Here is a 25,801-nt window from a genome sequence, read left to right on the forward strand (position 1 = left end):
TAACTCTTCTTCAATTTGTAGCTAAATGTGGGCCTCTGTACGCTTCACTTCGATCTGCAAGCGACGACGCATCCACGACGCAAAAAAAGCCGTGCTAAGGGCAAGTCCGATATGCCAGCCAAGCACGACCAACATCTTACGTTGAAACAGACCAGCTTGCAGGCGGACAAGCCCGCCGCCTTCCGGGTTTAGCGTATGCACGATACCCAGGACGACAGCCAAAAACCGATAGACAATGCCATGCTGCCGAGCACCCTAAGACTGTAAAGCAACTCTTTGCTCTGAAACTGAAAGTCATGCAGCGGCGCCCCAACACTGCTGCTCTCTGTCGCTCTATGTGTATACCTTACGATCTGTTTGGCCCGGCGGGACACCCAGGTTACGTAAACTAGCAACGCTATTTGCACGACAAACACCAGCACAACCAGCGGGGAATCAAACGACGGGGTCACTGCTAAAAGGGCTGCTTGTCAACGCTACGAACCACTTCACGAACGAAACTGGTTTTTAGGTCGAGCACTTCGTATCCGATGTTGGAACGGTTCAAAATGTAAAAGGCGTTTGGTTTCTGAACGCGGCCTTCAATCTTGATCTCCTCCAGCTGGATCACACGTGGCTTTGAACGGCCCTTTTGCGCAAAGGCCAAAGGAGCTCCCACAAAACAAAACAGGAGCAGCCAAACCGTGAACATCTTCTTTGCACTATTGCGCATCGCTACCCTCTTTTGCAGGCTCTGCAGCTGGCTGAGCTTTGTTTCGCGCTTCACGCTCTATGCGTCGCTTGGCTCTTTCGATTTGACGATTTAGATCTTCGAGATAGGCAGTCGACGGATCATCGCGGCGTAGTTGCCCGCCCTTCATTGACCGATAACTACCAAATTCTTTAACGGCTTTTTCCAAGACTTGAAGTTCGTTCATGTTCGGAAGCTCCGTGCCAACACTCATGTAAAGCAATCCTAAATTATAATGCGCTTCTTCAAGCTCGCTGTCGAGCTGAAGCGCTCGGCCAAGGAAATCAATAGCCTTTTGCCACTGTTTGTTCGCTCGATAGGCATCGCCCAGATTGAGGTAAATCTCAGCACGAGGTGGACTTAAAGCGTTCGCTTGCTCCAAATGCGTCAAAGCTTCAGCGTAGTTTCCACCCGCCAGAAGCCGAACCCCTAGTTCGATGTGTGCTTGAATATAATCAGGTCGCTGCTCAATAGCCTTGCGATAGTGCTGCATTGCATCGGCGAGACGTTCCTGCGAGCTGTAAAGTTCGGCTCTCAAAATAGCGCTTCGGCATTGTTCGGCGCGATCGACAAGGCTTGATCGAGAATCGATTCGGCAAGCTCAGTGCGTCCCCGGTTGATGCTTGAGCGAACGAGCACAAGCATCGCCGGAACGTAGCGCTCATCTTTACGTAACGCTTCCCGCGCAACCACTTCGGCTTCATCGAGGCGATTTGCATACACGAGACCATTGCCGTAGACCGCTTGCAGACGCAGGTTGCGCTTGTATTTCGTAGCCAGGGGCTGGGCAAAAGCAATGGCTGCCGAATTATCGCCCCGACGCAGATAAATAGCCATGACGCCCTGAGCCGCAAGTTCATAGTCCGGTTGAATGCGTAAGGCTTGCATGTAATAGCTCATGGCCCGATTGCTATCGCCGTTCCGGTCCGAACGCACACCAAGCAAATAGGCTGCTTGGTAGGCCCCTGAATCTTTTTCGAGCGCACTCGAAAAAGATGCCGCAGCAGCGCTATCGTTGCCGTTTTGCATCTCACCAAGGCCACGAGTAAAAGCCGAGGCAGCTCCTGAGTTCATGGCCTTGCGTTCAGGAAGGGCCTCACCCATTTCCGATACGCTTTCGGTACCGTCCACGGTACCTGAACGCCAAGGAGCACCGCTCTCGTCGTTAGTAATGAGACCGCTGCCTCCGCCGTCTGGGTTTTCACCACCTGACGTTGAGGTATCGCCATTGGTATTTGCAGAAGCCGAAGCGTTTGCAGCAGAACCGCCGCATGCCGAATAAAGCAAACTCAAAGCGAGCAATAACAGAGAACTAAGTTTCATCATGGAGTCACCTCCGTCATGACAGGGGGTGGTGAGACACCTTTCTTAAGTGAAAGGTTTTGCCCTCTTGGTGAACGAGTAAACTCCCCTGGCTGGTAAGCTCCAAAGGTAGAATCCTGAGCAGCAGCTTGCGCTACGCACTCCGATATTCGTTCATCACCGTAAGCTTGCAGACGATCGATTGCAGATTGCGTGTATTCAGAATCCATGCTTCCGGCACGAGCCGCACGAGCCGCAAGCGCATAACGTGCCACCGCTAAACATTCGATAGGTCTGACTTGCTGGTCAAGCACCTGCCGAATGCGGTCTTCAACTTGAATGCGAATTTCCTCTCGCTGGTATTCATCGACTTTTTGAGTTGCTTTTTCAAATCCGCGGGCATCGCAAAAGGCGTATTGAGCACCGCTCGTGCCAGTACCTCATAGACACGACCCTGTCGGACAAAGGCTGCGATAGACCATTTCGGCCTTCCGTAAGCGGGGATGGGATTGTAGCCCTCTGCAGCCGCCTTTGCTTCGACCGAACCCTTGTTGATTTGGTCCATTACCGTTTTGACATAAGCGTCGAGGGTCTTGGGGATACCAGGTTTGATGGCAAAGTCCTCAAACTGACCGCTTTCGGCATCAACCAAAATAAACTTACTCTCAGCTGCGTATTCGGCTGCCAAAGATCCTTTGCTCTGACCAGAGCGAGCATAAGCCGCAACCACGTCTTGCAGCGCAGCATGGTAATCGCGCTGCGGCACCTTGAGCTTCGCGCGTGCCTGAGCGATTCGCCAATAGGCCTGCACAATCACCTCGCCCGCCGCAGGATCGCTTTGATAGCGTTTGATAAAGCTCTTCATTTCGGCAATGGCTTTAGGCCACAACTCACGCTTAAAGGCCATTTCTGCAACGCGATAGTAAGCGGCGCGTCTATCCTCTTCGTTGCTCGTTGTTTCTGCTGCGCGCGCGTAATACTGCGCTGCTTTTGCGTAGTCTTGCTGATATTCCAAGATATGCGCAGCGTTGATCAAGGCGTTTTCACGCCGCTCCGGCATTCCCGGATCACTGGATTCCGCAAAGCGTTTCGAGTCTGCCAACGCTCGGTAACTTTCAACAGCTCGGTCGTAATCGAAGAAGCGGTTGGCATTGAAAGCCAATCGGAAATAAGCGTTGGCAAGAATCGCGTCAAGCCGCTCTTGCTCTTCGTCATCTTTGCTTCGCGAGGTCCGACCTCATCGATAATGCGAGCATACAAGCGCGCAGCTGACTCAAAACGGCTGGTTCGCTCAAGTGCGACGGCTTTTCCAAAGCAAGTGGGGCTTGCGGATGTTCCGGCTCGTCATTGACCGCTTCGACCAACAAGGCTGCAGCTTTTTCAAACAGCTTACGTTGTTCATCACCGGAACTCTTTTCGGCGTCATCAAAGATTTGCACAGCTTTTTGGTAGCGAATATTGCTAAGCTGAACGGTCGCAACACACTGCGGCTCGTCTTTGTTCTCTTCTTTGCTACAGTCGATGGGCGCTCCTGCCACCGCTCCACTTGCAAAGGTGCATTGGCGTTCCTGAAGATTGCGAGACAAACGCTCAACTTCTTCTGTTTCGTTCATTGCAACAGCCATGTTGTTCAAGTTAAACCAAGCCACACGCCCGGTTTCATTTGCTTCGACGCCGGCGCAATGCTGCTCAAATATCCGCGCAAAGCGACTCTTTGCTTGAGGCCAATAGCCGTAGAGATAAAGAAGCAACGCGTTGTTGTAATCGTAGGATTCACGCACATTTTCAGTGTCATGGCTTTCATCCACGCGGCTTAGATAGACTTCGCGGGCCTGAGCCAACCGCTCCAAAGCAGTCGGCATACGAATCGGCTTTACCACAGGAGGCACACCTTCCGGTGCAGGAGCCTCGCTCCGAACTTCAAGGCACCATCTTCTTGCTGCAGGTCCGCAATGCGTTTGAACGACTCGACGACGCGCCTTGCCGATTCGGACAAATGCTTGTCATCCAGGTTTGAGTCGCGCACGGCCGCGTAAGCCACAGCAGCTTCTTCATATTGCTCAGACCAGTACAGTGCTTCTGCGAGATTGTACTGCAACTCATATGCCTGTGGACTGTTTGGATTCTTTTCGATGTAAAGTTTGTAGGCACTCGCTGCGTTGCTATATTCCAGCTGCGCTTCACGGCAGAGTTCTGGCATGCGATCTTGGACACAACGACGCCTTAGGCTCTGTGCTTGCTGGTGGTGCTGCACCGCAGCTCCAATGAGCGCATCTTGGGCAAGCTCCTCGGCTAGCCTTTGCTCTCGAGGATACTCCATGTTTGCATTCCACCAATCGGAACCCTCTTGGTATTTCTCTCCAATCACCGCCTTGGCATCGAGCGCCTTGCCCATCTCATTGTGCTGGCTGTATGCAAGTGAGATTTGGTTTTGAATCTCAGGTGCACGATGATGATTTGGAAAGCGCTCTAGCGCGATCTGCCATGCTTCAATTGCTTGTGGATACTTCGCTTCATCGAAATAGACAAAACCTAGCTGAAAATAGACCTCCGGCGTCCATTCTCTGTCCTGGGGAAGTAGCGATGGGTCCTGTATCCTCTGCAATCCAGTGCTTTGGCCTTCGCTTGGATCCGGAATTTGGTTTTCGTTCCAATCGTCGTACGCAAAAGCGATACCAAGGTATTGAATGGCTTCAGACCGAAGTTCGGTACCTGCTCGTCCGGTACGCTTTTTCTCGTCATCGGACCACTGAACTAGCATTGCAAAATGCCTAATCGACTCTGGATAACGGCTCGCTCGGTAATACGACCATGCGAGCTTGTAGAGTGCCAAGTTGTAAACACGGTCTTGAGGGAAAGCGAGGATTTTCCGATACGCGCTAATAGCTCGGCTTAGAGCATGCTCTTTATAATCATAGTCGAAATGGTATTCGCCAATACGCAGCCATGTTTCTGTGTAAAACTCTGATTCCTCAACGACAGGCACACAGCTACCGTAGGGATCCTCAAAAACGGTGGCTAAGGGATCAGGCTCGTCCAGCGCAAGAGCTGGGTGCTTTTCTTCTTCTGTCTTTTTCGTGTCATCAACGCTTAGGTCAGGAACCGGTAGATCGCGATGGTAGTCATAGTGGTTGTGACAAACGAGACTAAGCCAAGCAAGTCGGGCTTCGTCCACTTTGCCCTCTTCGTTTAGGCAATAGCCAACGAGGTAATAGACACCGGCGATTCGTTTGTACTCCGGAAAACGTTGAATGAGTTTCTGATAGAGGCGAATCGTGTCCGTGAAATCTTTTTCCGGATCAAGGATGTCATCAGTAGGCTGATTTTCAGCGAGACGCTTTTCACGTTCCTCGGTAGCGGCATCAAGCGCAGCTTGAAAACGAATAGCGCTTCGTTCGTAGTACAATTCGCCCAAACGAAACATGGCATCCGCCGTGTAACGTGAGTCGTTAGGAAATTTGGCAATGAACTTTTCGAACAACACAATCGCGTTGTCGCGCGCCTTGTCCTCCCGAAGCTCTTCTTCCTTTATTCTATGGGCATAAGCTTCATCGCGATCCCGACGCTGACGTAAATAGTCCCGCCGAAGCACTTCACCTACGCTCTGCTGGTACCCAGTTCCTGTTTTGGAAAAGCGCTCAACTTCAGCTTCCATTTCGAGCAACGCTTTGACCTGAGCTGCTGTGGGCTCAGGGCGCTCGTCTTTGATTCTGACATCTTGTATCTTTAAAAACGAAGGCGCTTCACTATCCGTTCTTAAGAAATCCGGAATGTCGCCGGCGTCCTCTGTGGGTGTCGATGCAGCAGGCTCTTTGCCTGAGTCATTTTCGGACTCAGCATTGGCAGTGTCTTTTGCCCCTGCTCCCTCAGCACCGTCTGTTGCAGTTTGCTCTTCTGCATCCGTACCTTGCGTGGGTTGCGCAAAGCTCTGATCGCTCAGCAACGAAAAGAACATCCAGAAAATGATGGATTTTGCAAGCCAAGAGCGTGTCACTGATCCCCCTCGGCTTCTGCAAAGCTCTTTTCGTCCATAACTTCCTGAAACTCATCATCAAGCGCCTGCAGCTCGCGTGCGCGGTCCTTTGAAAGCGCTTCGATACGGGTGCGGTGCTCTTCACGTCTTGCCCAAGCCACATCGACGCGACCGACCTCAGCTTTGACGGCCAGCTGGTAGTAACGCGTACGCAAGCGTTCAAAGTCCGCGATTGCTACATCGGCAATCACATCTTCGCTTTCAAGCGCAAGGACATCGACCTGCTGTTTATATCCCGCAAGTTTCGTAAGCTCTTCATCCAACTCGCGAAGCATCGTTACGGCACGCTCAGAAGCCGAGTCTTCAAGAAGCTGCTGGCTATCTTTGAGTGTTTTTTCAACATTTTCCGCTTGGGACAGCATATTAATTACACGTGGATCGTAGTTTCTAGCAATGGATGCCAGTAGCTGACTTTCGCGTCGCACAAGCTCCGAGTAACGTTCTCGCAACTCCTGGTCGCGACGGTAGAGTTCATCACCCACACCGATACGCAGTTTGGCTTGTTCGGTAACTAATCGCAGCTGCTCAATTTCTTGTCGATAGCGCTGCGCAGCATCTTTTTGCCGATTGACTTCTGCAATAAGCGCATTTTGCTGTCCAGAATCCGAACTCGCACTAAGCTCGGGATGGTCTTTTGAAAACTTCTCAAGAGCAACAATGCGAGCATCCACGCCAAGCAATTCAACTTCCAACGTTTTCATTTCCCGGAACAGCGCATTGTAGCGTTCCTGCACACGAGAATCTCGAGCAGCAATCTCTTCACTTGATTTAGGTAAATCACGAAGGAGCGCATCAAGTTTTTTGCGTTCTGACCGTATTTGCAGGAGTTCGGCATTTCCCGACCCCTTCCCCTCTTGAGACGAGATCAGACGGTCTCGCGCTACGGCCAAACGATTTTGCAGCAACGTTGCTTGTTCACTCCTCAAACGTAAATCAGTAAAAAGGTTAACTCGATTTTGAGCCTGCAATGCTTGTTGCACGCGTGCCGCAAGTTGATCCAGTTCGCGTAACGCTTTTCGCGTCTCGCCCATGTCCTCGGTAAGAGCCATCGCGTGGGTCATGTTTTCCGCTGGCTCCGCCCATTGTAATGCCTCTTGGGGGACAAAGGCATAGAGGTCGAACAGCTCATCACTGTTTTGCACTAATCCTTTAAAGTAAGTGTGCATGTCCTCATGGTTTTTGACGACCTCCGCTAAACGCGTGTTGATAGGAGCCATCAAATTAGCCACGTTTTCAAAACCTTCGGTAGCCTGATCGAATTGACCGTTGCGCAACAGAAGGTTGGCTCTCAACACTTTCGCATCCGGTATAAACCGACTTTCAGGCGATGCCATGGCCAGCACTTCCAATGAACGTTCCGCACGAATTGAGTCGCCAAGACTAATGTGCACCCATGCAATTTCATACAAAGCGGAATCAAAATGCAACGAATTGCGATCCACACTTTGATAAGCCTTTATGGCTTGCTGGTAAGATTGCTTCTCATAGTAAAGACGGCCGAGTCCCAAAAACGCTAAAGCGCGAATTTCTTCCTGTTTTGAATCCCGTGCTTTGCTTTTGACAACTTTAGCAAAAGCCGCAATCGCTTTATCGAATTCACCGCGCAGGGGTATGGATGACCCCCAAAAAATACGATGCGGCAAGCCAGTATTCACTGTCGGATTTCACGGCAGAAAACGCTTGCTCTGCAATCGCTAGTTCGTCTTTGTTTTCGAGCAGAACTTCTCTGTCAAAATCTTCTGCAGAAGAGGAAAGATCACGGTTGATGGCCCGATGATAAAAATACTTTGCTTTTGCGTATGCTGTTGCGGCCTGAAGAGAAGCGGATGGAATTTGCTGCAAGCGCTCAAGGTAAGGCTCTACACCTGAGAAATCGCGTGTTCGCAAAGCAACTTCGATAAGCCTTGAAAGTGCGCGCTGAGTATACGAGCGAAAAGCTGGCTCCTGGCCGCGATCAAGCAAGGCTCGAAATTGTGCTCGGGCACCGTATAAATCGCCAGACATGTAGAGCGACTCACCCAAAAGCATCAAGGCATCTGGATACGCAGCATGGTTGGGATAGTGATCTACAATATCGGCAAAAATTATGCTCGAGCGACTGTAGTCTTTTAGACGGTAGAACAGTTCTCCGTCGGCTAAGCGCTCTTCGACATAGGTGGGTCCTTGCGGAGGTTTGGCACGATTCACCCCTTGGGAAATAGTACGTGCTCGCCCCTCAATATCAATGAGCTCCCGTTGAACGGCATCGAGATCCTCGGCTTTGACTTCAGTCGTCTTGGCAGCCAAGAGCAAACCGAGCAAAGCAACGAGCAGCCAACGATGGGGCTGCCGGATTGGCATCATTCGCCTCCTTTGGCTCCGGTCGTGCCGTCGGTTCCTAATCGCGCCGAAGCGATGCGTTCTACAAAGCGTATGGCTGGCCTATCCTCAAGTGGTGCTGTGGGGCCCCCTTTCTCGTAAGCCACGATACGAACCGTCACCGCTTTGCCCTCAGGCGCTGTGAACGTATGAGTGGATCGCACTTTAAAGCGATAACCTTTTAGGTACGAAAAGATACCAAAACCATGCCCGCGGTACTCGAGATTTACGGTAAGCGTATGCTCCCCAGGAACAATGCTTCCGTGATAGATTTCGAACTTTTCTTTATCGCCAAGGCCGCCTTCTTCGTCGGCTTTGTTGAAAATAGGGGCGCCATCCAGCGAATACACTGCTTTAACAAGCTGATAAGACGATGACATGCGATTTTCGTGCACGATGACGGACTGCGAGCCCGCAACAACACCCTGAAGCACTGTTTCGGCAAGTAGCGAAAGTCGAGCTTTTGAACGAAAGATTTGCTCCTTAAGCTCATTGATGCGCTGTTCGAGGTCGCGAAGCCTTACAGCATAGGTGCCAGCGCTCATTTTATTGGGTTCTTCAGGAGCATCTGCGCTTTGCACGGCAGGCTCACTTGGGACGCCTCCCTGCGTCGATGCTGGGGTGGATTCACTTGAAGCATCTGACTTTCCGCTATCTTCGGCACCCTGCTCTTCAGCGGCGCTTTTTTCTGGGAGATCGTTTTGCCCAGTTTTAGCTGGATTCGCTTCATCTTGCGTTTGTGCTAGCGCCACGGTGTGGACGCCAGCTATCAGTGCAAAGCCTAAAAAGAAGGCCGCTTTTTTACACATAGTTTTTCCCCTAGGCCTGCGATTTTCCATATCTACTCATTCCCCGCATCGGCAGGGGGAGCTTATACCAATGCGATCCAAGGGGTCAACGCGTTCGTCACCGGACAATGGTGGCTAAGCGCTTCAAAAGCCTGGAAAATATTGTGCCCCCTCCGTGCCTAGAGGCAGCTTGCGCAGCATACGCCAAAGCGTCTAAAACGCCATAGCGTACTTCGATAAATCCATTAGTCCGGCCTCTTGTGCGGCGCTCTTCCAACCCTGGGACACGCCACAAAATACACAAGGGATCCCCAAAACCCGAGCGGTTGCATCCACACTGAACGCTTCAGCAGCACGGTAGCGGTTTGGATCCTCGAGCTGCTTCAGGTCAACTACGATTTTACGGGTATCGTTGCGCAGCAGCCGGTGCCCTAGATCTTCGACAACATCACTAATTGCCTCAGGCTCAAGGTGTCCGGACAAAAACAACACGACGACACCGTCGGCTAGTTCTCGAATTATCTGGGCACGTTTCCAAACATCGCTTTGCTGCTCTTGCCAACGTTCCTCGTGCCCCCGGGAAAATCCCTCCCAAAACAAAGCGCGTATTAACGAACACGCTTTGCTGCTCATCTGGGATAGGGGCAAAAGCTCGACAAAAACGTCAAGGAGTGTCCCAGCCTTGGTTTCGGAAAGCCCAGACCGAGCAAGGCTCCGCCCTACACCGTGCACCGCACTCCTAAAATCACCCGACTGCAATTCCATTGCGGTGATCTGTCGGCCATCGCGACTCCACTCATGCAAAAGGCCAACCGCTCCACGGAAGTGGTACGCTTCATCGACCAAAGCAGGAAGCTCCAGCCATTGCCCAGCCAAGTGGGCAATTTTTGAAAGATCTTCGTTCACCTCGATTGTAGCGGCGTTTTCCGGCAACATAGAGATCTCATGGTATAGTCAACTCCACGAACAAGATAGCTCAATGCCCTCCCATATCTTAATCATCGACGACGAAAAAAACATCCGGCGGACACTTTCCATGGTGCTCGAAGGGGAAGGCTTCGAGACGACCGAAGCAGCTTCAGCTGAAGATGGTCTCGGCCTTTTAAAAAAAGAAGCAATCGATGTCGTAATTCTCGATATTCGGCTTCCTGGCATGAACGGGTTACAAATGCTCGAGCAGATTCGAGCGCAACCTGCCTACAAGAAGCTACCGGTATTGATGATCTCCGGGCATGCGGGTCTTGAGGAAGCGGTTGAAGCCGTCAAGCTCGGGGCCACTGATTTCTTTGAAAAACCACTTGATCGCGATCGCGTTATTATCAGTGTACGCAATGCGTTAAAGACACTGGAACTCGAACGCGAAGTTGAGCGTTTGAAGCAGAGCCGCATTAAACGCGAAGAAATGGTGGGGCAAAGCAGCGTCGTACAAACGCTTTTCTCTCATATTGAAAAAGTAGCGCCTACCAATGGACGCGTCCTCATCACGGGCGAAAGCGGAACGGGCAAAGAACTCATCGCACGAGCCATCCATCGTTTGAGTCAACGAAGCTCCGCTCCGTTTATTAAGGTTAACTGCGCTGCCATTCCTTCGGAACTCATTGAAAGTGAGTTGTTTGGTTATGCCAAAGGCGCCTTCACCGGAGCGCAACAAAGCCGTCGAGGTCTTTTTGAATCGGCACATAAAGGAACTATTTTCCTAGATGAAATAGGCGATATGAGCCTCGATGCGCAAGCCAAGGTACTACGTGTATTGCAGAGTGGCGAAATCACGCGGGTTGGAACGGATAAACCAATCATCGTTGATGTGAGAGTGATTGCTGCAACGCACCGCGACCTTCAACACGCCGTTGCAACAGGAAAGTTTCGAGAGGACCTCTACTTTCGGCTAAATGTTGTGCCCTTGCACAGTCCACCCTTGCGAGAACGACCGGAGGATATCCCTCTGCTTGTTGCCAGTTTTCTCTCCGAGTTTGCAACGGAAAGCGGGCTAAAGGAAAACCTATTGCCCCCGAGGTTCTCTTGCGTTTGCAGCAAGGGGTTGGCCGGGAAACGTTCGCGAACTCAAAAACGTCGTAGAGCGCATGGCGATTATGAGTGGCGAAACCATAACCTTAGATGATTTGCCGCCGCTTGAGATGTCCAAGCACACAGCAAACGCCGTCAATCCTTCCACAAGCCCAAACACCATCATGCCGCATATGGGAACCGGCATCGTCCAGCCAAGTTTGAGGGAGTTTCGTCAAAGCGCTGAGCGACGCTATATCTTTGCCACTCTTGAAGCGTACGATTGGAATATTTCCAAAGCAGCTTCTGCGCTTGGTGTAGAGCGGACAAATTTACATAAAAAGATGCGAAGCTACGACATTCAGCGACAGGGCATCGCCGCCCCGAGCGACAACGAAAATTAGATCACTCCGAATCTTCTTTAGAAGCTTCGTTTTGAGAGTCAGCTTCGTTCAATAGTTGCTCAACATATTCACCGTCGCCTCGACGAATGCGAAACACCGCGGCAGGTCCTTGAAAACTCCCATTAAATGTTTTCAGTCCAAAGGACTCGCCTTCGTACGGTAAATCCAGCATCGGACTAACTTCGTAGATTCCTGCTTGATTAAAAAGTTCAGGGCACATTTGCGAGACATCCAAAGACTTTGCAATCCGCCTGCGGCCTCCGAGTTTCTGAAAAAAGTCTCGGATCGGATTTGCGATGGTCTGATAGAGACCGCAAAGCGTTGTTTGCTCTCCACGCTTAACCGAGAATCGATACAAATCCGGTCGCAAATACACGTAAGCGCTGCTTTCGGGAGAAAAAACCGCTACCTGGAAAGAGAGCCCCCTTTTGTCCCGCCGATCACTGCTACGCAAACTCAGCTTTACCGCGCCTGAACTCTCTTGCTCAGGCTCTTTCCCAAGCGTTACGCTTTCAGATTCCAGCGCGATAATTTTGATCTCGGGATCCACCGTCGAGCGGGCAATCCACTTTGATTTGTTTTTTTTCTTCCACCCATACACTGCTTGAACCGTTGCGCCGCCCTGCAATGCTTTTAGAGCGCGACCATTGCAATACATTCGCAAATCAACCCATTCACGCCATGCTGGAGCATGGCCTTCTGCTGATGCAGTTTTGATGCGTTCAGCATCCGGCATACCGCGAGGAGCTTCGGGGTGAACGCAACGAAGCGAACGTTTCTTAGCTTCAGGGGTAATTAGCAAAGACAGCAAGCGTCGATCAGCAACCACTTCAGCAGCAGGCCATCCCGAGAGCTCAACTTGAGCGACAAAACGATAATGCTGCTCCGTTTTACTCAGCGTTTCGTCTTTGGGCGCCGGCACAAAAGAAAACCGAACACCAAGCACCTCATCATCGGTTGTTGGGCTCACTGTTTCACTCTCTGCAAAAGCTAAAGATTCACCGACAAACGATGTGATGAGCAACAACAACAACGTGTTCAACAGGCATTTCATAACGACTGAGTTCCTTATAAAAAGTCTTTTATGGCGGCAAGCACTTGGGGGCGCAAGTTTTCAGGAAAAATTAGTCGAGGACAATAGATTACTTTGTTTCGAAGTTGCCCAAGCAAAAACGAGATGTCGCCTAAACGTTTCATCTCGCCACCACGTAGCGAAACCCACACGCCATCGGGGCTATCACCCACAGGCTCGGCGTAGGGAGCGTTTTGCGCAACATCAAGCCAGACATGCAAATCCGCACGAAAACCTGCTTTGTCGACCACCGCTTTGGCGCGCTGATAAGCCTGCTCCCAAAGCGCCTCGTTCAAACCATCCCCCACTAACTCAGCTGTTTTTGGAAGCTTTCTCGAAAGGAAATTGGCACACAACTCTGCAAGAGTTTTATCCGGACCGTGCTGCCATCGAGCAAAGCACGCCAAGAGCACCGAATCGTCCAACTCGAGATAGTCACCCAACGCGATGGTCTTCCCACCGGCCCCTGTTCTTAGCGCAGCTGGCAGAGCGGGAAGCTTTTCCGGCTCCACAAGCAACTCACCAACTCGCACAAAGATTGCGCGAATGAGCGCTTCGGCAGCACGCGTCGCTTTGTGATGATAGACCTGCTGGTACATGAAGTGCCTGGCAACAAAAAAACCTTCAATTGATGGCAAGCCCTTGCGCCCTTCAATCGCCAGCACCCATGGTTTTTCTCCAAACTCGACTTGTGCAAAGCACAGCGCCTGGAATAGCCAATCAAGATCATACAATCCATAACGTACACCTGTTGTATGATTGTCTCGGAGTAGATAGTCGCACCGGTCAACATCCAAGGTGCCGCTAATGGCATGGGATAAATACGGCAACCGATGCTGACCCTTTAATAGGGCAACAACGCGTTCGGGCATACCGCTATCCCAGTTTCTTAGCACGCCACAAACGTCCGTTTGATCGTCTAGAATGATGCGGCTCGTCCATGTCTCATGGCAACCCACCTGCGGCAGCACCTCTTCAAACAAATGGGAAAAAGGGCCATGTCCTAGGTCATGAAGAAAACTCGCTGCAAGCGCATCCAGCTTGTCTTCTCGCGTCATCCGCATGGAGGACTCGAGTTGGGGCTCTAGTTTAACCAAGCGCTTTTGAAGCTTAAGCATCACGTGCGCTGCGCCGAGGGCATGCGAAAACCGCGAATGCTCCGCTCCGGGAAAAACGAGCGAAGCTAATCCAAGCTGCCTTACGCGACGCAATCGCTGAACCTCGCGAGTTCTGAGCAACTTCTCAATCAACGCCTCAGCTTCGCCTTCAAGCGCCACCAGACCATGCACGGCATCACGCAGAATCACTATCTAGCTCGCTTCATTTTCGCTCAGATCGTCAACAAGAGCTTGTTTCAATTTCTCAGCATCCGCTGAATCAGTCTTTGAGCAGGCCAACGAATACCCAACCCCTTCTCGTCGCTGGGTTTCGGTATCAAATGAAAATGCACATGCATCACCGCTTGATGTGCCAAGCTACCGTTGTTTTGAAGCACGTTGTAATTTGAGATACCCGTCACCCGTTCTAGCGCACGGCATAAACGAGGAAGGACCCGGCCGATCGCAGCGCCGGCCGCGTCTGAGAGCGCTCCCAAGCTGGCAACCTCTTCCTTTGGAATCACAAGCGTGTGTCCATAACTCACGGGTGAAACATCAAGAAAAGCTAGAACGTGTTCATCCTCGTAAACTTTGTGACAGGGCAGTTCGCCGCGAATAATTTTTCCAAACACCGTATCGGCCATGCTTGGACTATAAACCAAGCATAACCCAAGGCACAGAGGGGCAACGCATGCAAAACACAAGTGTTTTTGGACTTCCAAAGAAAAACAGAATCTGTTAGGCCATAAACTCGGGCGTATATGGCTGCGACCTAAAAGCATAAAAAAGATCGCGGTTCATCATGCTTTGACCTTAGCGATAACACGCGATATGCCCAGACCAAAGGAGAATGCAATGAGTTTTGAACTTCCCCAACTTCCCTACGAGAAAAACGCGCTAGAGCCCTACATGAGCGCTGAGACTTTTGAGTTTCACTACGGCAAACATCATGCCGCTTACGTTTCAAAATTAAACGACGGCATCAAAGGCACTTCTTTTGCCGATCAGTCACTGGAAGACATTATCAAAAAAGCCGAAGGCGGCGTCTTCAATAACGCAGCTCAACACTGGAACCATAGCTTCTTTTGGAAGTGTCTCAGCCCCAACGGCGGAGGGAGTCCTTCTGGCGCCTTGCTCGATGCCATCAATCGAGACTTTGGCTCTTTTGATGCCTTCAAGAAAAAGTTCAGTGAGTTGCAGCGGCTGTTGGTTCCGGGTTGGGCTTGGCTTGTTTCCGACAAAGGTGCACTAAAAATCACCAGTACCGCCAACGCCGACCTTCCAATGAAACATGGCCAGACGGCATTGTTTACTGTCGATGTATGGGAGCACGCCTACTACATTGACTACCGCAATGCTCGACCTAAATTTGTCGAGACTATCCTTGATAAACTCGCCAACTGGGATTTCGCGTCTAAAAACCTGAAGTAGTTTTTACGGCGCTTGCTAAGAGCTAAACCGAAGATAGGAAAAGCTCAAAAAAAGTCCTCGCTGCGATGAACTAGCCAAACAAGTACGTGTTTACCAGGGATAAAACAGTGATGAAAAACGGCCGTCGCGAGGTACCTTGTACTTCACGCCGGCTTTTTTTCGGATCACGGCTACGTTATCTTCATGCCACAACGGCACAACAGGTAAATCCTGAGCCAATAACTTCTGAATGTGGACATATATCGCTCGACGCTCCTCAAGGTCTGGGGTTTCTACGCCTTGCCTAAACAGAGAATCCACCATCGAGTTTCGGTATCGCCAACGGTTTGCGCCACTGTTACCCGTCTCGGGAATACGCGACGAATCGAAGAACCAGCTTAGCACGTGCGGTTCAAACACTTCGGGAATACTTAAGATGCAAAGATCAAAACGTCCTTTGCCAAGATCGTCAAACAAGGTTGGGGCTTCGCTGGGCCAGACCTCAACGGAAAAACCCACACGCTCCAACATCGCTGCAACAGCGCGCGCGATGGACAAGCGAAAGCGATCGGTACTGGTACGCAACCGTAAAAAGCGTTGCTCTTTTTGATCCGGCAGCGCCTCCGCGAGCAAATGCCTAGCTAAACCAGGGTCGAAATCGTAGTCGGGCAAGCTATCGCTGTGGGCCCAGTGTCCCGCCGGAATTAAACTTTTTGCCAGAGATGCGCGCCCCCCAAATTTTGTCTCGATGAGGAGTGCACGATCGATTCCGTATGCGATTGCTTGCCGAACGCGATGATCATTGAAGATTTTTCTTTGCAGATTCAGGCCTAAATAGGTCGTGCTCACACTGCTATTACTCTTGACCTCAAAGCGCTTATCCTTCGAAAACAAGGGCACGAGAAGCGGAGGTATCGTATTGAGCGCTAAATCCGCAACGCCGGCCTGCAATCGCAAGGCGCGCGTATTGTCATCACGCACTACAACAAACTCAAGGCTCTGCGGAAGGCTTTGCGACAGATTCCAAAATTCCTTTCGGCATAGGTAGATTCGCTGTCGTTGATTGTGACAAATTCGATAGGGCCCCGAAGCCACGATTGTACGAAAAATCAGCCAGGTTCATTTTCTTTCACGGTAGCGGCTTGAAAGAACCGGTAGCTCAAGATCCGTCAGAAAAGGCGCATGAGCCTCTTTAAGTTCAAAAATCACCGCATGCGAATCGACAACTGCGATTCTTTGTATATTCTGATAACTTTGCGCGTACCTGCTTTGCAACCGAGGGTCGGCAATGCTTTCAAAGGTAGCCACGACATCATGCGCATCTAACGCTGAGCCATCACTAAAACGCAGTCCTTTTTTCAAACGGACTAAATAGCGAACAGGGCTTAGCACTTGCACGCTTTGCGCAAGTTGATTTGTGACTTCAAGAGAAAAAGGATCGATGCTTACAAGCGAGGCAAAAACGAGGCGAGAGATTTTCAAGCTATAGGCATCCGCCACAAAACGCGGATCGATTTCCTGCAGCTCTGTGGGAATAAGCATGCGAAAAGCTGGCGCATCTTGTGTTCGATGCGATGAATCTTTACAACTCATGCAACACAAGAAAAGCGCAAAAAGATGAATCAAACGCATCGACGACACCAATTTCACTTCCACCTTATCATTAGCCTGTGGCTGTGCGTTGCCATGCACAGCGAAGCCGCGGCAAACGACGCCGACCTCGCAGCAACGCTACGAAACACTATCCGAGAATCTCGCCTCGCAGCAAGCACAGGAGTCAGTCTCGTGGAAGCCGCCAGCGGACGTAGCTTGTTTGCCTATCGTGACCAAGAACTCTTCAGTCCTGCCTCGAACGTCAAAATCCTTACCGCGCATGCGCTTTTGAAGGCATTGGGCCCTGGTTTTAGAATACGAAGCTCTGCCCATGGCCATGTGCACAAGCAGCGCATCGAGGGCGGATTGTTTTTCGCAAGCGAGGGAGACCCAAGCCTAGATACTGAGGATTTTCTTAGTTTAGGCTCTACACTAAGACAATTAGGGATCACGGACATCGATCGTCTTATCCTTGATCAGTCGTACTTTGACTCGGAGACCTTGCCTCCGGCCTTTGATCAACAACCTAACGAGGATGCTGCTTTTCGCGCACCGGTTGGCGCTGTTTCGGTCAATGCCAATGCTTATGGCATCCGAATCACTCCTTCGTCGACCTTGGAGCAACAACCAAAAGTTCAAGTTTCGATTCCCGGCTACCTTCGCATCAGCAACCAACTTGTCTCAAGCCCTGGCAAAAGCGCTAACATTACAAGCAAGCAACACGCGTGCGGCAACTATCTTTGCCTCCAGCTCACTGGAAAAGTTGGCACGCATGCATCGGAGCAGATTCTTCGACGCCGCATCAACCATCCCGGTCTCGCTGCAGGCTGGACACTCATCGAAAGCCTCCGGCAGCTTGGCATTTGCGTAAAGCATCCCATACCCTTGTTTGGAACACGCCCCTCAGACCCCCACTCTTTGGGAGAAAAGCTCGGCGCCGCTCTCGATTTTGCTTTATCCGCTTGGCAAAGACAGCAGCAATTTCACTGCTGAAATGTTGCTCAAAGTACTCGGCGCGCAAGTTGGTGGATTGCCAGGAACAAGCGAAAAAGGTCTAGCCGTGGTGCGCTCCTTACTGGGTTCGCCAGAAAAAGAAACACTCATCAATGGCTCAGGGCTTTTTAGCGGCAATCTTCTCAGCCCGCGTACACTTAGCCAGACACTTGAACGGACGCTAGCTCAACCGAACTTCTCGCCAGAATTCATCTCGCAACTTTCCCGAGCTGGCGAAGATGGCACGCTCTATCGAAGACTGAAAAACCTACCGACGAAAGTTAGTCTTCGCGCAAAAACAGGCACCTTGTTTGATGCGGTCGCACTAAGCGGAGTGATCTTTCTTGAGGACAACCATTCATCCTGGGTATTTAGTATTCTGATCAACGACGTGAAGGGACGTTATGCAGCAGCTCGCTCGCTTAGCGATCGACTCGTTAGGCACATGGCGGCCTTCGCAGCAAAACAGCAGCTCGGCGCTCCCTAGAGCGGGCTGTTCAGTTTCACTCCGAAATCTTCGGCCTGGGTTTACGAGCTAGTTTCTAGTCTCGAATCTGTTTTCGTATTTTGCCAAGCGCTTGCTCTTGGAGCTGCCTGATGCGTTCCCGAGACAAATTATATTTATCGCCGATTTCTTTTAGGGTAAGCTCTTCGCCTTCATCCAAACCAAAGCGCCATCGTAAAATGCGTGCTTCCATTGGAGTGAGTGTTTCGAGCAAACGACGCACTTCTTCGCTCCAACTCTGGTTCACCACACTATCGTAGGGAGATACAGCATCTTCATCTTCAAGAAAATCGATAAACTTTCGGCCATCTTCATCGTTGACGGAGCGGTCAAGGGAATAAGGAGCTTCACTCCAATAGCTTTTGATCTTATCAAGCTTGTCCGTGGTAAGACCTGTTTCCTCTGCCAGTTCTATTCTGGATGGTTCACGACCGGTGCGCGAGGAAATCTGCTGCTTCGCTCGAGCAACGCGATTGTAGGTATCGAGCATGTGAACAGGAATGCGCACAGCACGGCCTTTGTCAGCAAGGGCCCGGCTAATAGCATGCCGAATCCACCAAGAAGCATAGGTACTGAAACGATAGCCCCGTGTATGGTCGAAGCGCTCGACGGCCTTCATCAAACCAATATTACCTTCTTGGATCAAGTCGATAAGCGGAAGACGCCCCTTGTTGTAGCGTCGTGCAATCGAAACCACTAAGCGCAGATTCGCTGCCACAAAGTTGTTTTTGGAGACTTTTTGCGCCCGGCGCGCTGTGGCCACACCTGCAAGGTAGTGACGGAAGGCTTGGGTAATGCGAACCTCATCGCCCACCAAATCAAGCTCCATTGCGTTGTATCCAGCCAAGCGATGCACTGCAAAATCAGCTTCGACGATAACATTACGATCGGAATCAAGGATACGTAATTTGCGCGCAAGCTCCAAGACTAAGGTATTCCAACGCTTTTGAGATTTGGTAGCGACCCTACCAGTTTTGCTAGACTTTAGGATTTTGCGAAGGCCCTCAATTTCACTTGGAAACGCCTCGCATTCGGCAAGCGCTTTTTCAAGCACAAGCGCAACCGTTTCATAAGCGGCTGGATAAGCGAGCAGTGCTTGCCAATATTCAATCTCGAGACGCTCGACTTCTTTTGCGGCTGTGACCTCTTCCTCTGGCGTAAGCACCCGGTGCAGGGACATGTCTCGAAAATAGCGCGAGAGCATCGTGCTGCGACCGCCGTAGCGCTCCATGTCGCGCATGGCAGTGCGCGCTTCTGCTCCAGCGTCATTGAGCTCGGCTTCACTGGGACCATCAGGGGAATAACTGAGCGTCTTCTTATTTTTAGGAAGATCACTTTCCTTTCTTTGTCTAGCAGCTTGGGCACGTCGGGGCATTTTGACCTCGGATAGTTCTGCGATACAGTTCGCGTTATTGGTACAACGATCCAGCTCGCTCTATTTATTCCCCTCGATGGAAACTTTTTTCTGGAACGTTGCGAACTTCAAAACCATGTGCAATTTCCATACCGTACATGCATTGACAAAACCTTCTCCTGCGTAAAGCGTGTAAGTTCAACACCTTACACTTCATACCGGGACCTGCATCCAAGACAGGATCCCCGCGCAGTGATACACTTTGTCCCCACACCTGGGGACAACTAGCCCCAATTGCAGTAGATGTAGGGGACTCTGGTACCTAACCATCAACCCATCACGCTCATTGTTGCGCTACAATGCAAGTTTACCCTAGGCATAGCTCTACTCAGCCCTTGAATTCATGGCGACTTATCGCAAGCCTGCTGAGACCCCACCTCCGGCTGATGCTCTACAGTACTGCTGCTATGTTGGTTGCTGCGGGGTGCACAACCGCTTATGCCTGGCTTGCTGGACCTGCACTGGCGTGGTTCGCAGGGAAACAAGGCCTAACAGCTTTGCCCGATATTTTCTCCCTCCTTAACAACTGGATCGAGCCGGTGGTGGCGCTTGCGCTATTGCTCACTTTGCTCGCCCTTTTGCGCTCTTTTGCGCAATACTGCCAACAGATCAGCACAGCACAACTCGCGGAACGCGCCACCTGTGACCTGCGACATCGTCTCTTTGATCACTTGCTTCGTCTTCATCCCGCCGCCCTGCGAAGCGAGCGTGCAGGAAGTTTAGCAAGCCGGCTCGGGATCGACGTTGTACAAACACAAAGCCTCATTGGCGTGAGCCTGGTCAATCTGCTGCGCGATTTTATCACCGCGCTTAGTCTTTCTGGCTTGCTTTTTTATCTGCAGCCTTTTTTGGCACTGGCCCTCCTTATTGTCGTTCCGGCAGTTGCAGCTCTGGTGGCGCGCATCGCCCTTAGTTTGCGAAAACGCCATGTCAAAGCGGGGCAAAGCCGTTCTGACTTCCTCGCGCTGAGCAGCGAGTTAGCTCGGAACGTCTTATTGCTTCGTAGCTTTCAGTCGGAGACTTTTTCAAGGAACGTTTCTCTAAACGTGCGTATCGACTCCTGAAGATGAACTGAAAATCGCTCGACTCGGCTCCCTTACGGGGCCGCTAATCGAAACCCTTAGCGCCATGTGCGTTGCAACCGCTTTGCTGCTTTCGAGCAGTGGCCTTCAAAGCTTGGCCATTGCCGAATCCGATTTCATCTCTTTTTTCGCTGCAGCCTTTTTTCTCTATCGCCCACTGACGCGTTTCAGCCTTATGGTCCAAGCGAGTGCCGCTGGCTTTGCTGCCCTGGATCGCATTCAAGAGTTGCTGTCTAAGCCAAGCCACGCAGAAGGACACGAAGCGAAAGAAGCTCGAGAACTTTCTGAAAAGGCCGCCCTCCGTGTTGAGAATCTCAATGCCGGATATCACGACAAAGCTGTCTTAAAAAACATAAGCTTCAAGGTCGAGCAAGGACAGACTCTTGCTATAGTCGGCAGCAGTGGCGCAGGGAAAGTTCACTATTTGCAGCGTTGCTTGGCCATCTCACGCTGACCATGGAACCATTGGCTACGCAAACCATGAACTCGACGCGGAACAAGATCAACAATGGCGTGGTTACTTTTCCGGCTTCCTCAAACCCGCAAGTCATTAGTGGCACGGTCCATGAAAATATCACCATGGGAGCCGTTGAACAAAGCGAAAAGCGCGCCCAAGAGATTCTTATGCGTTGTGGGGGCAGGAGTCTTATGGGCAGTCTTGGAGCGGGCCTTGATACCCGTATTGGCGAAGAAGGGCATGTGCTTTCCTACGGGGAAAGCCAGCGCATCTGTATCGCCCGCACGCTGTTTCGCGAAGCTTGCATTTACCTCTTTGATGAGCCTACAGCTCCTCTCGATGGACCGACGGAACACGAATTCGCCATAGCGCTGAGCGAGCTCAAACAAGAACGCCCTCAGGCCATCGCGCTACTCGCTTCACACCGTCTTAGCACTGTTCTCCTTGCCGACTGGGTGCTCGTTCTAGAACAAGGCCAGTTGGCCGAGCAAGGCAGCCCAAAGGAGCTTTGGGCAAAAGGCGCTGCGTTTTATGATCTCTTTGCTGAACAAATCCCTAAAGGCTTTACATCGTGAACAACCCATATTTTAGTCGAATTTTATTCCCTATCATCGTTGCCATGTCAGCTGTGATCGCCACACCGGTGTTTGCACAAGCGAGCTTTGAAAAACGGGTCTCGCTTGCCCGCGACATAACACACAGCCTTCGCTTCGTTGAAACAAAAAGTGGTATTCAAATCGTGTCGGGTTCTGTATCGCGCGACGTACCGGTTCCAATCGAAACGCCTGTCACCCTCCAAAGCAGGCCTGTTGATGCTCGCTCCTTTGCCATCACGCTCGATTTTCACTCAACCGCATCCTCCTATGGTGTAATCCTTTTACTAATAAACAACACATCGAAGTGGTTGTGGTCCGGTTCGCTGGATTATACTGGGCCGGAACACGCGAGGTGGCGATGGCGGATGGACTGGCTCGACACCAAGCCTTTCCCGACACTTCGCGTCGCAAAACAGTACAGCAACGCTGCATCCTGCGGCGCTATTGCCGCGCTCAGCGAAGCGCGTTTGCTAAGCAAAAACAGCCACACACTGGAAAAAGCCAAGCCATCCGCGCAAGGTCTACCTTTGCTGGACGAAGTTCAAACTCTGAGAAGCATACCGAATCCAGGCTTTGCAAAGGTCGCCGAAGGACCAGCGCTATGGTCAATGGCATCGGATGAGCACAGCGATTCAAATCTGTTGATTTTCGATTGGCGGTCCGAGCATTGGCCTATACCGGCCTTTTTACTGGAAGCCAAGGTCCAGCATCCCGCAGGACACCTGTTGTTCGTAGACCAAAGTGGCCGGGGCTACCAATATGACATGGATACTTCGAGCCCCTTTCCGCTTTGGCTAGAAGCGCAGACGGCCCTATCAACCCGATGCATCGCTTTGTTTTGGCAAGGCGCAGGCAGCTTTCCTTATTCCCTTCGCGCCCTGTCACAGCTTCATGCAAGCGGTGGACTGCAGCTGCTTATCGAGGCGCTTGATGCACCCGGTAGCCGAGGAAGTGAAGCCGCTCGTATCTTAGACAGCTGGGATGACGCATTGATACCGAGTCTCAAGAAACACTGGCCACAACTCTCAACGAGAGCACGACGACGCCTTATTCCGGTGCTTGCGCGTCGCGCAACACAGCAAGCTGAAGCATTGGATCTGTTGGCTGAACTTGCCGAAGCATCGGACTTATCGCTTGCGCATCGCGCCTTTGCAGCCATTGAAGCTCTTCCACCCGAAAACACGCTCGAAGCTCTACTGTTGCTGATCAAACACGATGCACCAACCCAAGAGCAAGCCCTCCGCAGCATCGCGAGGCATCCTTCAAAAAAGGCTTTGCCTTTCTTAGTGAAGTATTTATTTTCTGCTGACAACTATGCGAAACCAACGGTGCGTAAGGCCATCCGATCAAGCTGTGCACAAGACATAAGTTTTTGCGCCCAAAGCATTGAAGAGTCCGTGGCCCGAGACAAAGCAAGCCCTCCTGCAAGGGCAGTTTCTAACCTTGGCACTCGCGCCTTTGGTCACGATGCACGATACACTCCCTGCCGTTGTTTGGCCTCGAGCTAAGCTCGGCTGATTTCGCAAGCTATTACTACAGAATTAAGGCTGCATTTTAAAGGCAGTCCGGCACTGAAAACTGGCTGGCCAAACAGCAAGTTCCGATAAACACGGATGCTGCGTAACGAAGCGCTGCAAAGCCTCGCCCAGCTCAACTTCCAGCGCTTGAAACACGAAGCGCTTCATGCGCTAAACGATTCCTATCCACGCACGCGCGTGCTTGCGATTCAGTTGCTGCGAAATGAAAAAGACGCTGTGCTTCCCATTGCAAAGCTTGCGCGTCACGATCCATGGCCCATGGTCCGTGCCTCGGCGATGAACGCCCTTGCTGAACACAAGGCTGCTTTACCATTGCTGCAAAAAGGGCTTAGCGATCCCTATACAGAAGTCCGCCTCGAAGCAGTCCACGCATTACGCAAAAGCAAAGCGATGGTTGCATGGCCCAAGATACGCGAACGCTTACTATCGGACGATGAAGATCTCTCGGTACGTTTGGCCTGCGTGGATTTTGTTTTCGGCCTTTGCATCACGCAAGCATCCGATCTGCTCATTGACTTAACGAAGCAAGGCATGCGCCCATCGGCGAGCGAACACGCCAAAACACTGTCATGGGCTGCGCTTCAAGCTGCCTGGCATCTGGGAAGCATCAGCCCCGAAACCGCCGCGAAGCTGGATCTCACAAAGCATGCCCTGCAGTTGCTACGCGCCAGCACCCCCACTGGCTGCTCGCAAGCCAAAGGCGAAAATTAGCTATTTTTTAGAGAAAGCAAAGTCTTTACCTGCAAACTTTTAAGCCGCAGCAGGGGTATGAGAATTGCCCTATGAAAACACTTTCTATCGGACTTGTCGGTCTTCTATTAACCTTGCTCGCTGCTTGCGATAAGGGCAGCGGCGCTGAAGTTGAAAAACTGGCAGACATCCAACCTAACCTGCCTCAAGTACCCACGCTCCCGCCCCCGCCTTTCCCAGTTCAGTATTCGGATCAAAGCTACAGCGTTTACGGCTTACGTAAAAAGCTTCGCAACGTCATTGATACCGACGTCGAAGTCACTGGCTACATTGTTAATATTTATGAGCCAGACCCCTGTCCCAAAGGAGAGACCTGCCCTCCACCACGTGCACCTCACATTTGGCTAGCAGACAAAGCTGATGAGCAGGACAAAGAACAATGGATCCGTGTTGGCGGTTACGCTGAAAACCACGAGGAGATAGAAAAAGCGATTCGTGGGCCGAAGCAAAAAATCGATCCTGAATCCGGTATGATTCCCATCCCCACCGATTTTGCGGTCGGGGCTAAAATCAAAGTCAAAGCTAACTTCACGCACGTTTCAGGAACGGGTTTCAATGATGCTGCAGGATTGCTCGACTACCGCGGCCATGAAACCTTATCGGGAGGCCGTACGGGCTGAAAGGTACGCAGCGCAACACGTTGCTTTTTGGACCCCCTAAGCACACAACGTTGAAGCCTACTTGGCGCATTGCGATATAATCTGCAGTATTGTTATGTTTTTTGAATGCGTTTTGCATATACATCGAGGATGCAACGAAAACATTCCTTTGTCGGACTTTGCTTTTTCTCAGTACAAGCTGCGCTCTTCAAAGCGATAACGAACTCGATACGTCGCAATCGAGTGGTTTTCCCTTTCAGAGAACGAACACAACAAGGAGACCCTCTACGCTACGATTTATGCCGAACATGGCAAGTTCGCCCCAGAGAACATAGAGGCTTCGCCAACACTGCGGGAAGAAGACGCTGAACACATCGGTGCTCACGTTTTGTTCCTTCCCCTTACGAACGAACTAAGAGCTGTACTGCAGCTACCAACTAAGCACGAATGCTGACAGTAGCGAAACACAACTTTGGCTGAACTATGCATACATCGCGGGACAAAGCGGACCGTACTACAGCTGTGACCTTTCAAGCCTTGAAAGTGAACGTGAACCAAACGACGCCATCGATCACGCTATCGTACTGAGCCCCGATGCTCTTTACGATGACACAAACAAATATTTTGAAATCTACGGCTATTTTTCTGACACCGACGAGACCGACGTCTATCGCATTGATGTTTCCGACTACGCAGACAGCATCAACTCGACAGGCAATCCAACCCTTTTCGCTCGAGCCGTTTGGGGCGAAGATTTCACAACAACCGTTGCCAACACAACCGTCACCGCCGCTTGCGAAGACAGCGATGCAACAAAACACTTCGCTGCTCTACGACAGGTAAGCTGTACACGCCTTTGCGCCAAGAACAATGTGATCTGGTGGGTGATGCAAAGGTCTATGCCATGCTTGATTGCGCATGGCGCGCTTTTGATAACGGAAGTTTTTTCATCACGGCTCCCAAACCCGAAGGCATCGATACAAGCACCCCTTACCGCCTTAGTGTGACCGTCGATGATTCATTTTTCATCGATAATCCAAACAGTGACAAACCATAGAGAACTGCTGGACGTTGAG

At 51.2% G+C, this 25,801-nt stretch carries 28 protein-coding genes and 1 pseudogene; 11 read left to right on the plus strand and 18 right to left on the minus strand.

The genetic code is table 11. The annotated features are described in order from the left end of the window. Positions 1-21 precede the first annotated feature (21 nt). The 12 genes from IPJ88_13645 to IPJ88_13700 form a co-directional block, all read right to left on the minus strand. Positions 22-201, minus strand: a complete 180-nt coding sequence (locus tag IPJ88_13645) for a hypothetical protein (protein ID QQR89240.1) — start codon at positions 199-201, stop codon at positions 22-24. A gap of 253 nt (positions 202-454) precedes the next feature. Further along, entirely contained in the window at positions 455-712 is a 258-nt protein-coding gene (locus IPJ88_13650; protein ID QQR89241.1) for a hypothetical protein, read from the minus strand. Then, entirely contained in the window at positions 702-1,268 is a 567-nt protein-coding gene (locus tag IPJ88_13655; GenBank protein QQR89242.1) for a tetratricopeptide repeat protein, read from the minus strand. Before IPJ88_13655 ends, IPJ88_13650 begins: the two co-directional genes overlap by 11 nt. Then, a complete protein-coding gene (locus tag IPJ88_13660; protein ID QQR89243.1) occupies positions 1,265-2,056 on the minus strand; it encodes a tetratricopeptide repeat protein in 792 nt (263 codons plus the stop codon). The genes IPJ88_13655 and IPJ88_13660 overlap by 4 nt, the downstream gene beginning before the upstream one ends. Then, positions 2,053-2,307, minus strand: coding sequence for a hypothetical protein (locus IPJ88_13665; protein QQR89244.1), 255 nt, complete (start codon positions 2,305-2,307; stop codon positions 2,053-2,055). Before IPJ88_13665 ends, IPJ88_13660 begins: the two co-directional genes overlap by 4 nt. 2 nt (positions 2,308-2,309) lie before the next feature. Continuing rightward, positions 2,310-3,134 carry a tetratricopeptide repeat protein gene (locus IPJ88_13670; GenBank protein ID QQR89245.1) on the minus strand — a complete coding sequence of 275 codons (825 nt, stop codon included), beginning with the start codon at positions 3,132-3,134 and terminating at the stop codon, positions 2,310-2,312. Between the two features lie 109 nt (positions 3,135-3,243). After that, complete coding sequence (locus IPJ88_13675; protein ID QQR89246.1) at positions 3,244-3,912, minus strand: hypothetical protein; 669 nt, start codon at positions 3,910-3,912, stop codon at positions 3,244-3,246. Next, positions 3,906-6,026: a tetratricopeptide repeat protein gene (locus IPJ88_13680; GenBank protein QQR89247.1), complete on the minus strand. Its 2,121-nt coding sequence runs from the start codon at positions 6,024-6,026 to the stop codon at positions 3,906-3,908. The genes IPJ88_13675 and IPJ88_13680 overlap by 7 nt, the downstream gene beginning before the upstream one ends. Beyond that, on the minus strand, positions 6,023-7,720 hold the full coding sequence (locus tag IPJ88_13685) for a tetratricopeptide repeat protein (GenBank protein ID QQR89248.1): 1,698 nt from the start codon (positions 7,718-7,720) through the stop codon (positions 6,023-6,025). Before IPJ88_13685 ends, IPJ88_13680 begins: the two co-directional genes overlap by 4 nt. Further along, the gene (locus IPJ88_13690; GenBank protein QQR89249.1) at positions 7,662-8,408 is read right to left on the minus strand and encodes a hypothetical protein; all 747 of its coding nucleotides are present in this window, start codon (positions 8,406-8,408) and stop codon (positions 7,662-7,664) included. The genes IPJ88_13685 and IPJ88_13690 overlap by 59 nt, the downstream gene beginning before the upstream one ends. Further along, complete coding sequence (locus IPJ88_13695) at positions 8,405-9,232, minus strand: hypothetical protein (GenBank protein QQR89250.1); 828 nt, start codon at positions 9,230-9,232, stop codon at positions 8,405-8,407. Before IPJ88_13695 ends, IPJ88_13690 begins: the two co-directional genes overlap by 4 nt. Before the next feature lie 192 nt (positions 9,233-9,424). Continuing rightward, a complete protein-coding gene (locus IPJ88_13700; protein QQR89251.1) occupies positions 9,425-10,147 on the minus strand; it encodes a hypothetical protein in 723 nt (240 codons plus the stop codon). 43 nt (positions 10,148-10,190) lie between these two features. Between IPJ88_13700 and IPJ88_13705 the strand changes: the two are divergent. Then, positions 10,191-11,619 (plus strand): annotated as a pseudogene (locus IPJ88_13705) (sigma-54-dependent Fis family transcriptional regulator). Between the two features lies 1 nt (position 11,620). On the opposite strand, the gene IPJ88_13710 reads toward IPJ88_13705, so the two are convergent. Genes IPJ88_13710 through IPJ88_13720 form a run of 3 tightly spaced genes read right to left on the minus strand, consistent with a single transcriptional unit; the run spans position 11,621 to position 14,432 of the window. Further along, positions 11,621-12,673 (minus strand): hypothetical protein, encoded by a 1,053-nt coding sequence (locus IPJ88_13710; GenBank protein QQR89252.1) that lies wholly within the window; start codon positions 12,671-12,673, stop codon positions 11,621-11,623. Positions 12,674-12,687: 14 nt separating this feature from the next. Then, a complete protein-coding gene (locus IPJ88_13715; GenBank protein ID QQR89253.1) occupies positions 12,688-13,998 on the minus strand; it encodes an HD domain-containing protein in 1,311 nt (436 codons plus the stop codon). Between the two features lie 47 nt (positions 13,999-14,045). After that, positions 14,046-14,432 carry an HIT family protein gene (locus IPJ88_13720; protein ID QQR89254.1) on the minus strand — a complete coding sequence of 129 codons (387 nt, stop codon included), beginning with the start codon at positions 14,430-14,432 and terminating at the stop codon, positions 14,046-14,048. Between the two features lie 211 nt (positions 14,433-14,643). Between IPJ88_13720 and IPJ88_13725 the strand changes: the two genes are divergently transcribed. Next, a complete protein-coding gene (locus tag IPJ88_13725) occupies positions 14,644-15,219 on the plus strand; it encodes a superoxide dismutase (protein ID QQR89255.1) in 576 nt (191 codons plus the stop codon). 90 nt (positions 15,220-15,309) lie between these two features. On the opposite strand, the gene IPJ88_13730 is transcribed toward IPJ88_13725, so the two are convergent. Further along, on the minus strand, positions 15,310-16,293 hold the full coding sequence (locus tag IPJ88_13730) for an ABC transporter substrate-binding protein (GenBank protein ID QQR89256.1): 984 nt from the start codon (positions 16,291-16,293) through the stop codon (positions 15,310-15,312). A 24-nt stretch (positions 16,294-16,317) separates the two neighbouring features. Then, positions 16,318-16,791 (minus strand): hypothetical protein, encoded by a 474-nt coding sequence (locus IPJ88_13735; GenBank protein QQR89257.1) that lies wholly within the window; start codon positions 16,789-16,791, stop codon positions 16,318-16,320. Between the two features lie 24 nt (positions 16,792-16,815). Here IPJ88_13735 and IPJ88_13740 point away from each other — a divergent pair, with 24 nt between their 5' ends. Both IPJ88_13740 and IPJ88_13745 read left to right on the plus strand, forming a co-directional pair. Then, positions 16,816-17,784 carry a D-alanyl-D-alanine carboxypeptidase gene (locus tag IPJ88_13740; GenBank protein ID QQR89258.1) on the plus strand — a complete coding sequence of 323 codons (969 nt, stop codon included), beginning with the start codon at positions 16,816-16,818 and terminating at the stop codon, positions 17,782-17,784. Further along, the gene (locus IPJ88_13745; GenBank protein ID QQR89259.1) at positions 17,741-18,271 is read left to right on the plus strand and encodes a D-alanyl-D-alanine carboxypeptidase; all 531 of its coding nucleotides are present in this window, start codon (positions 17,741-17,743) and stop codon (positions 18,269-18,271) included. The genes IPJ88_13740 and IPJ88_13745 overlap by 44 nt, the downstream gene beginning before the upstream one ends. Before the next feature lie 55 nt (positions 18,272-18,326). Here IPJ88_13745 and IPJ88_13750 read toward each other — a convergent pair whose 3' ends face one another. Beyond that, a complete protein-coding gene (locus IPJ88_13750) occupies positions 18,327-19,664 on the minus strand; it encodes a sigma-70 family RNA polymerase sigma factor (protein ID QQR89260.1) in 1,338 nt (445 codons plus the stop codon). Positions 19,665-20,089: 425 nt separating this feature from the next. On the opposite strand from IPJ88_13750, the gene IPJ88_13755 reads away from it, so the two are divergent. The 7 genes from IPJ88_13755 to IPJ88_13785 all read left to right on the plus strand — a co-directional run bounded on the left by IPJ88_13755 (position 20,090) and on the right by IPJ88_13785 (position 25,782). After that, positions 20,090-20,767, plus strand: coding sequence for a hypothetical protein (locus IPJ88_13755; protein QQR89261.1), 678 nt, complete (start codon positions 20,090-20,092; stop codon positions 20,765-20,767). A gap of 64 nt (positions 20,768-20,831) precedes the next feature. Beyond that, on the plus strand, positions 20,832-21,239 hold the full coding sequence (locus tag IPJ88_13760) for an ABC transporter ATP-binding protein (GenBank protein QQR89262.1): 408 nt from the start codon (positions 20,832-20,834) through the stop codon (positions 21,237-21,239). Further along, positions 21,218-21,817 carry an ABC transporter ATP-binding protein gene (locus tag IPJ88_13765; protein QQR89263.1) on the plus strand — a complete coding sequence of 200 codons (600 nt, stop codon included), beginning with the start codon at positions 21,218-21,220 and terminating at the stop codon, positions 21,815-21,817. Before IPJ88_13760 ends, IPJ88_13765 begins: the two co-directional genes overlap by 22 nt. Positions 21,818-21,861: 44 nt before the next feature. Next, the gene (locus IPJ88_13770) at positions 21,862-23,346 is read left to right on the plus strand and encodes a HEAT repeat domain-containing protein (GenBank protein QQR89264.1); all 1,485 of its coding nucleotides are present in this window, start codon (positions 21,862-21,864) and stop codon (positions 23,344-23,346) included. A gap of 105 nt (positions 23,347-23,451) precedes the next feature. Continuing rightward, positions 23,452-24,087 carry a HEAT repeat domain-containing protein gene (locus tag IPJ88_13775; GenBank protein ID QQR89265.1) on the plus strand — a complete coding sequence of 212 codons (636 nt, stop codon included), beginning with the start codon at positions 23,452-23,454 and terminating at the stop codon, positions 24,085-24,087. 71 nt (positions 24,088-24,158) lie between these two features. Beyond that, positions 24,159-24,746, plus strand: a complete 588-nt coding sequence (locus IPJ88_13780; protein ID QQR89266.1) for a hypothetical protein — start codon at positions 24,159-24,161, stop codon at positions 24,744-24,746. 772 nt (positions 24,747-25,518) lie between these two features. Beyond that, complete coding sequence (locus IPJ88_13785) at positions 25,519-25,782, plus strand: hypothetical protein (GenBank protein QQR89267.1); 264 nt, start codon at positions 25,519-25,521, stop codon at positions 25,780-25,782. Positions 25,783-25,801: the final 19 nt, after the last annotated feature.

Source organism: Myxococcales bacterium, assembly GCA_016699535.1.
Lineage (GTDB): Bacteria > Myxococcota_A > Polyangia > Polyangiales.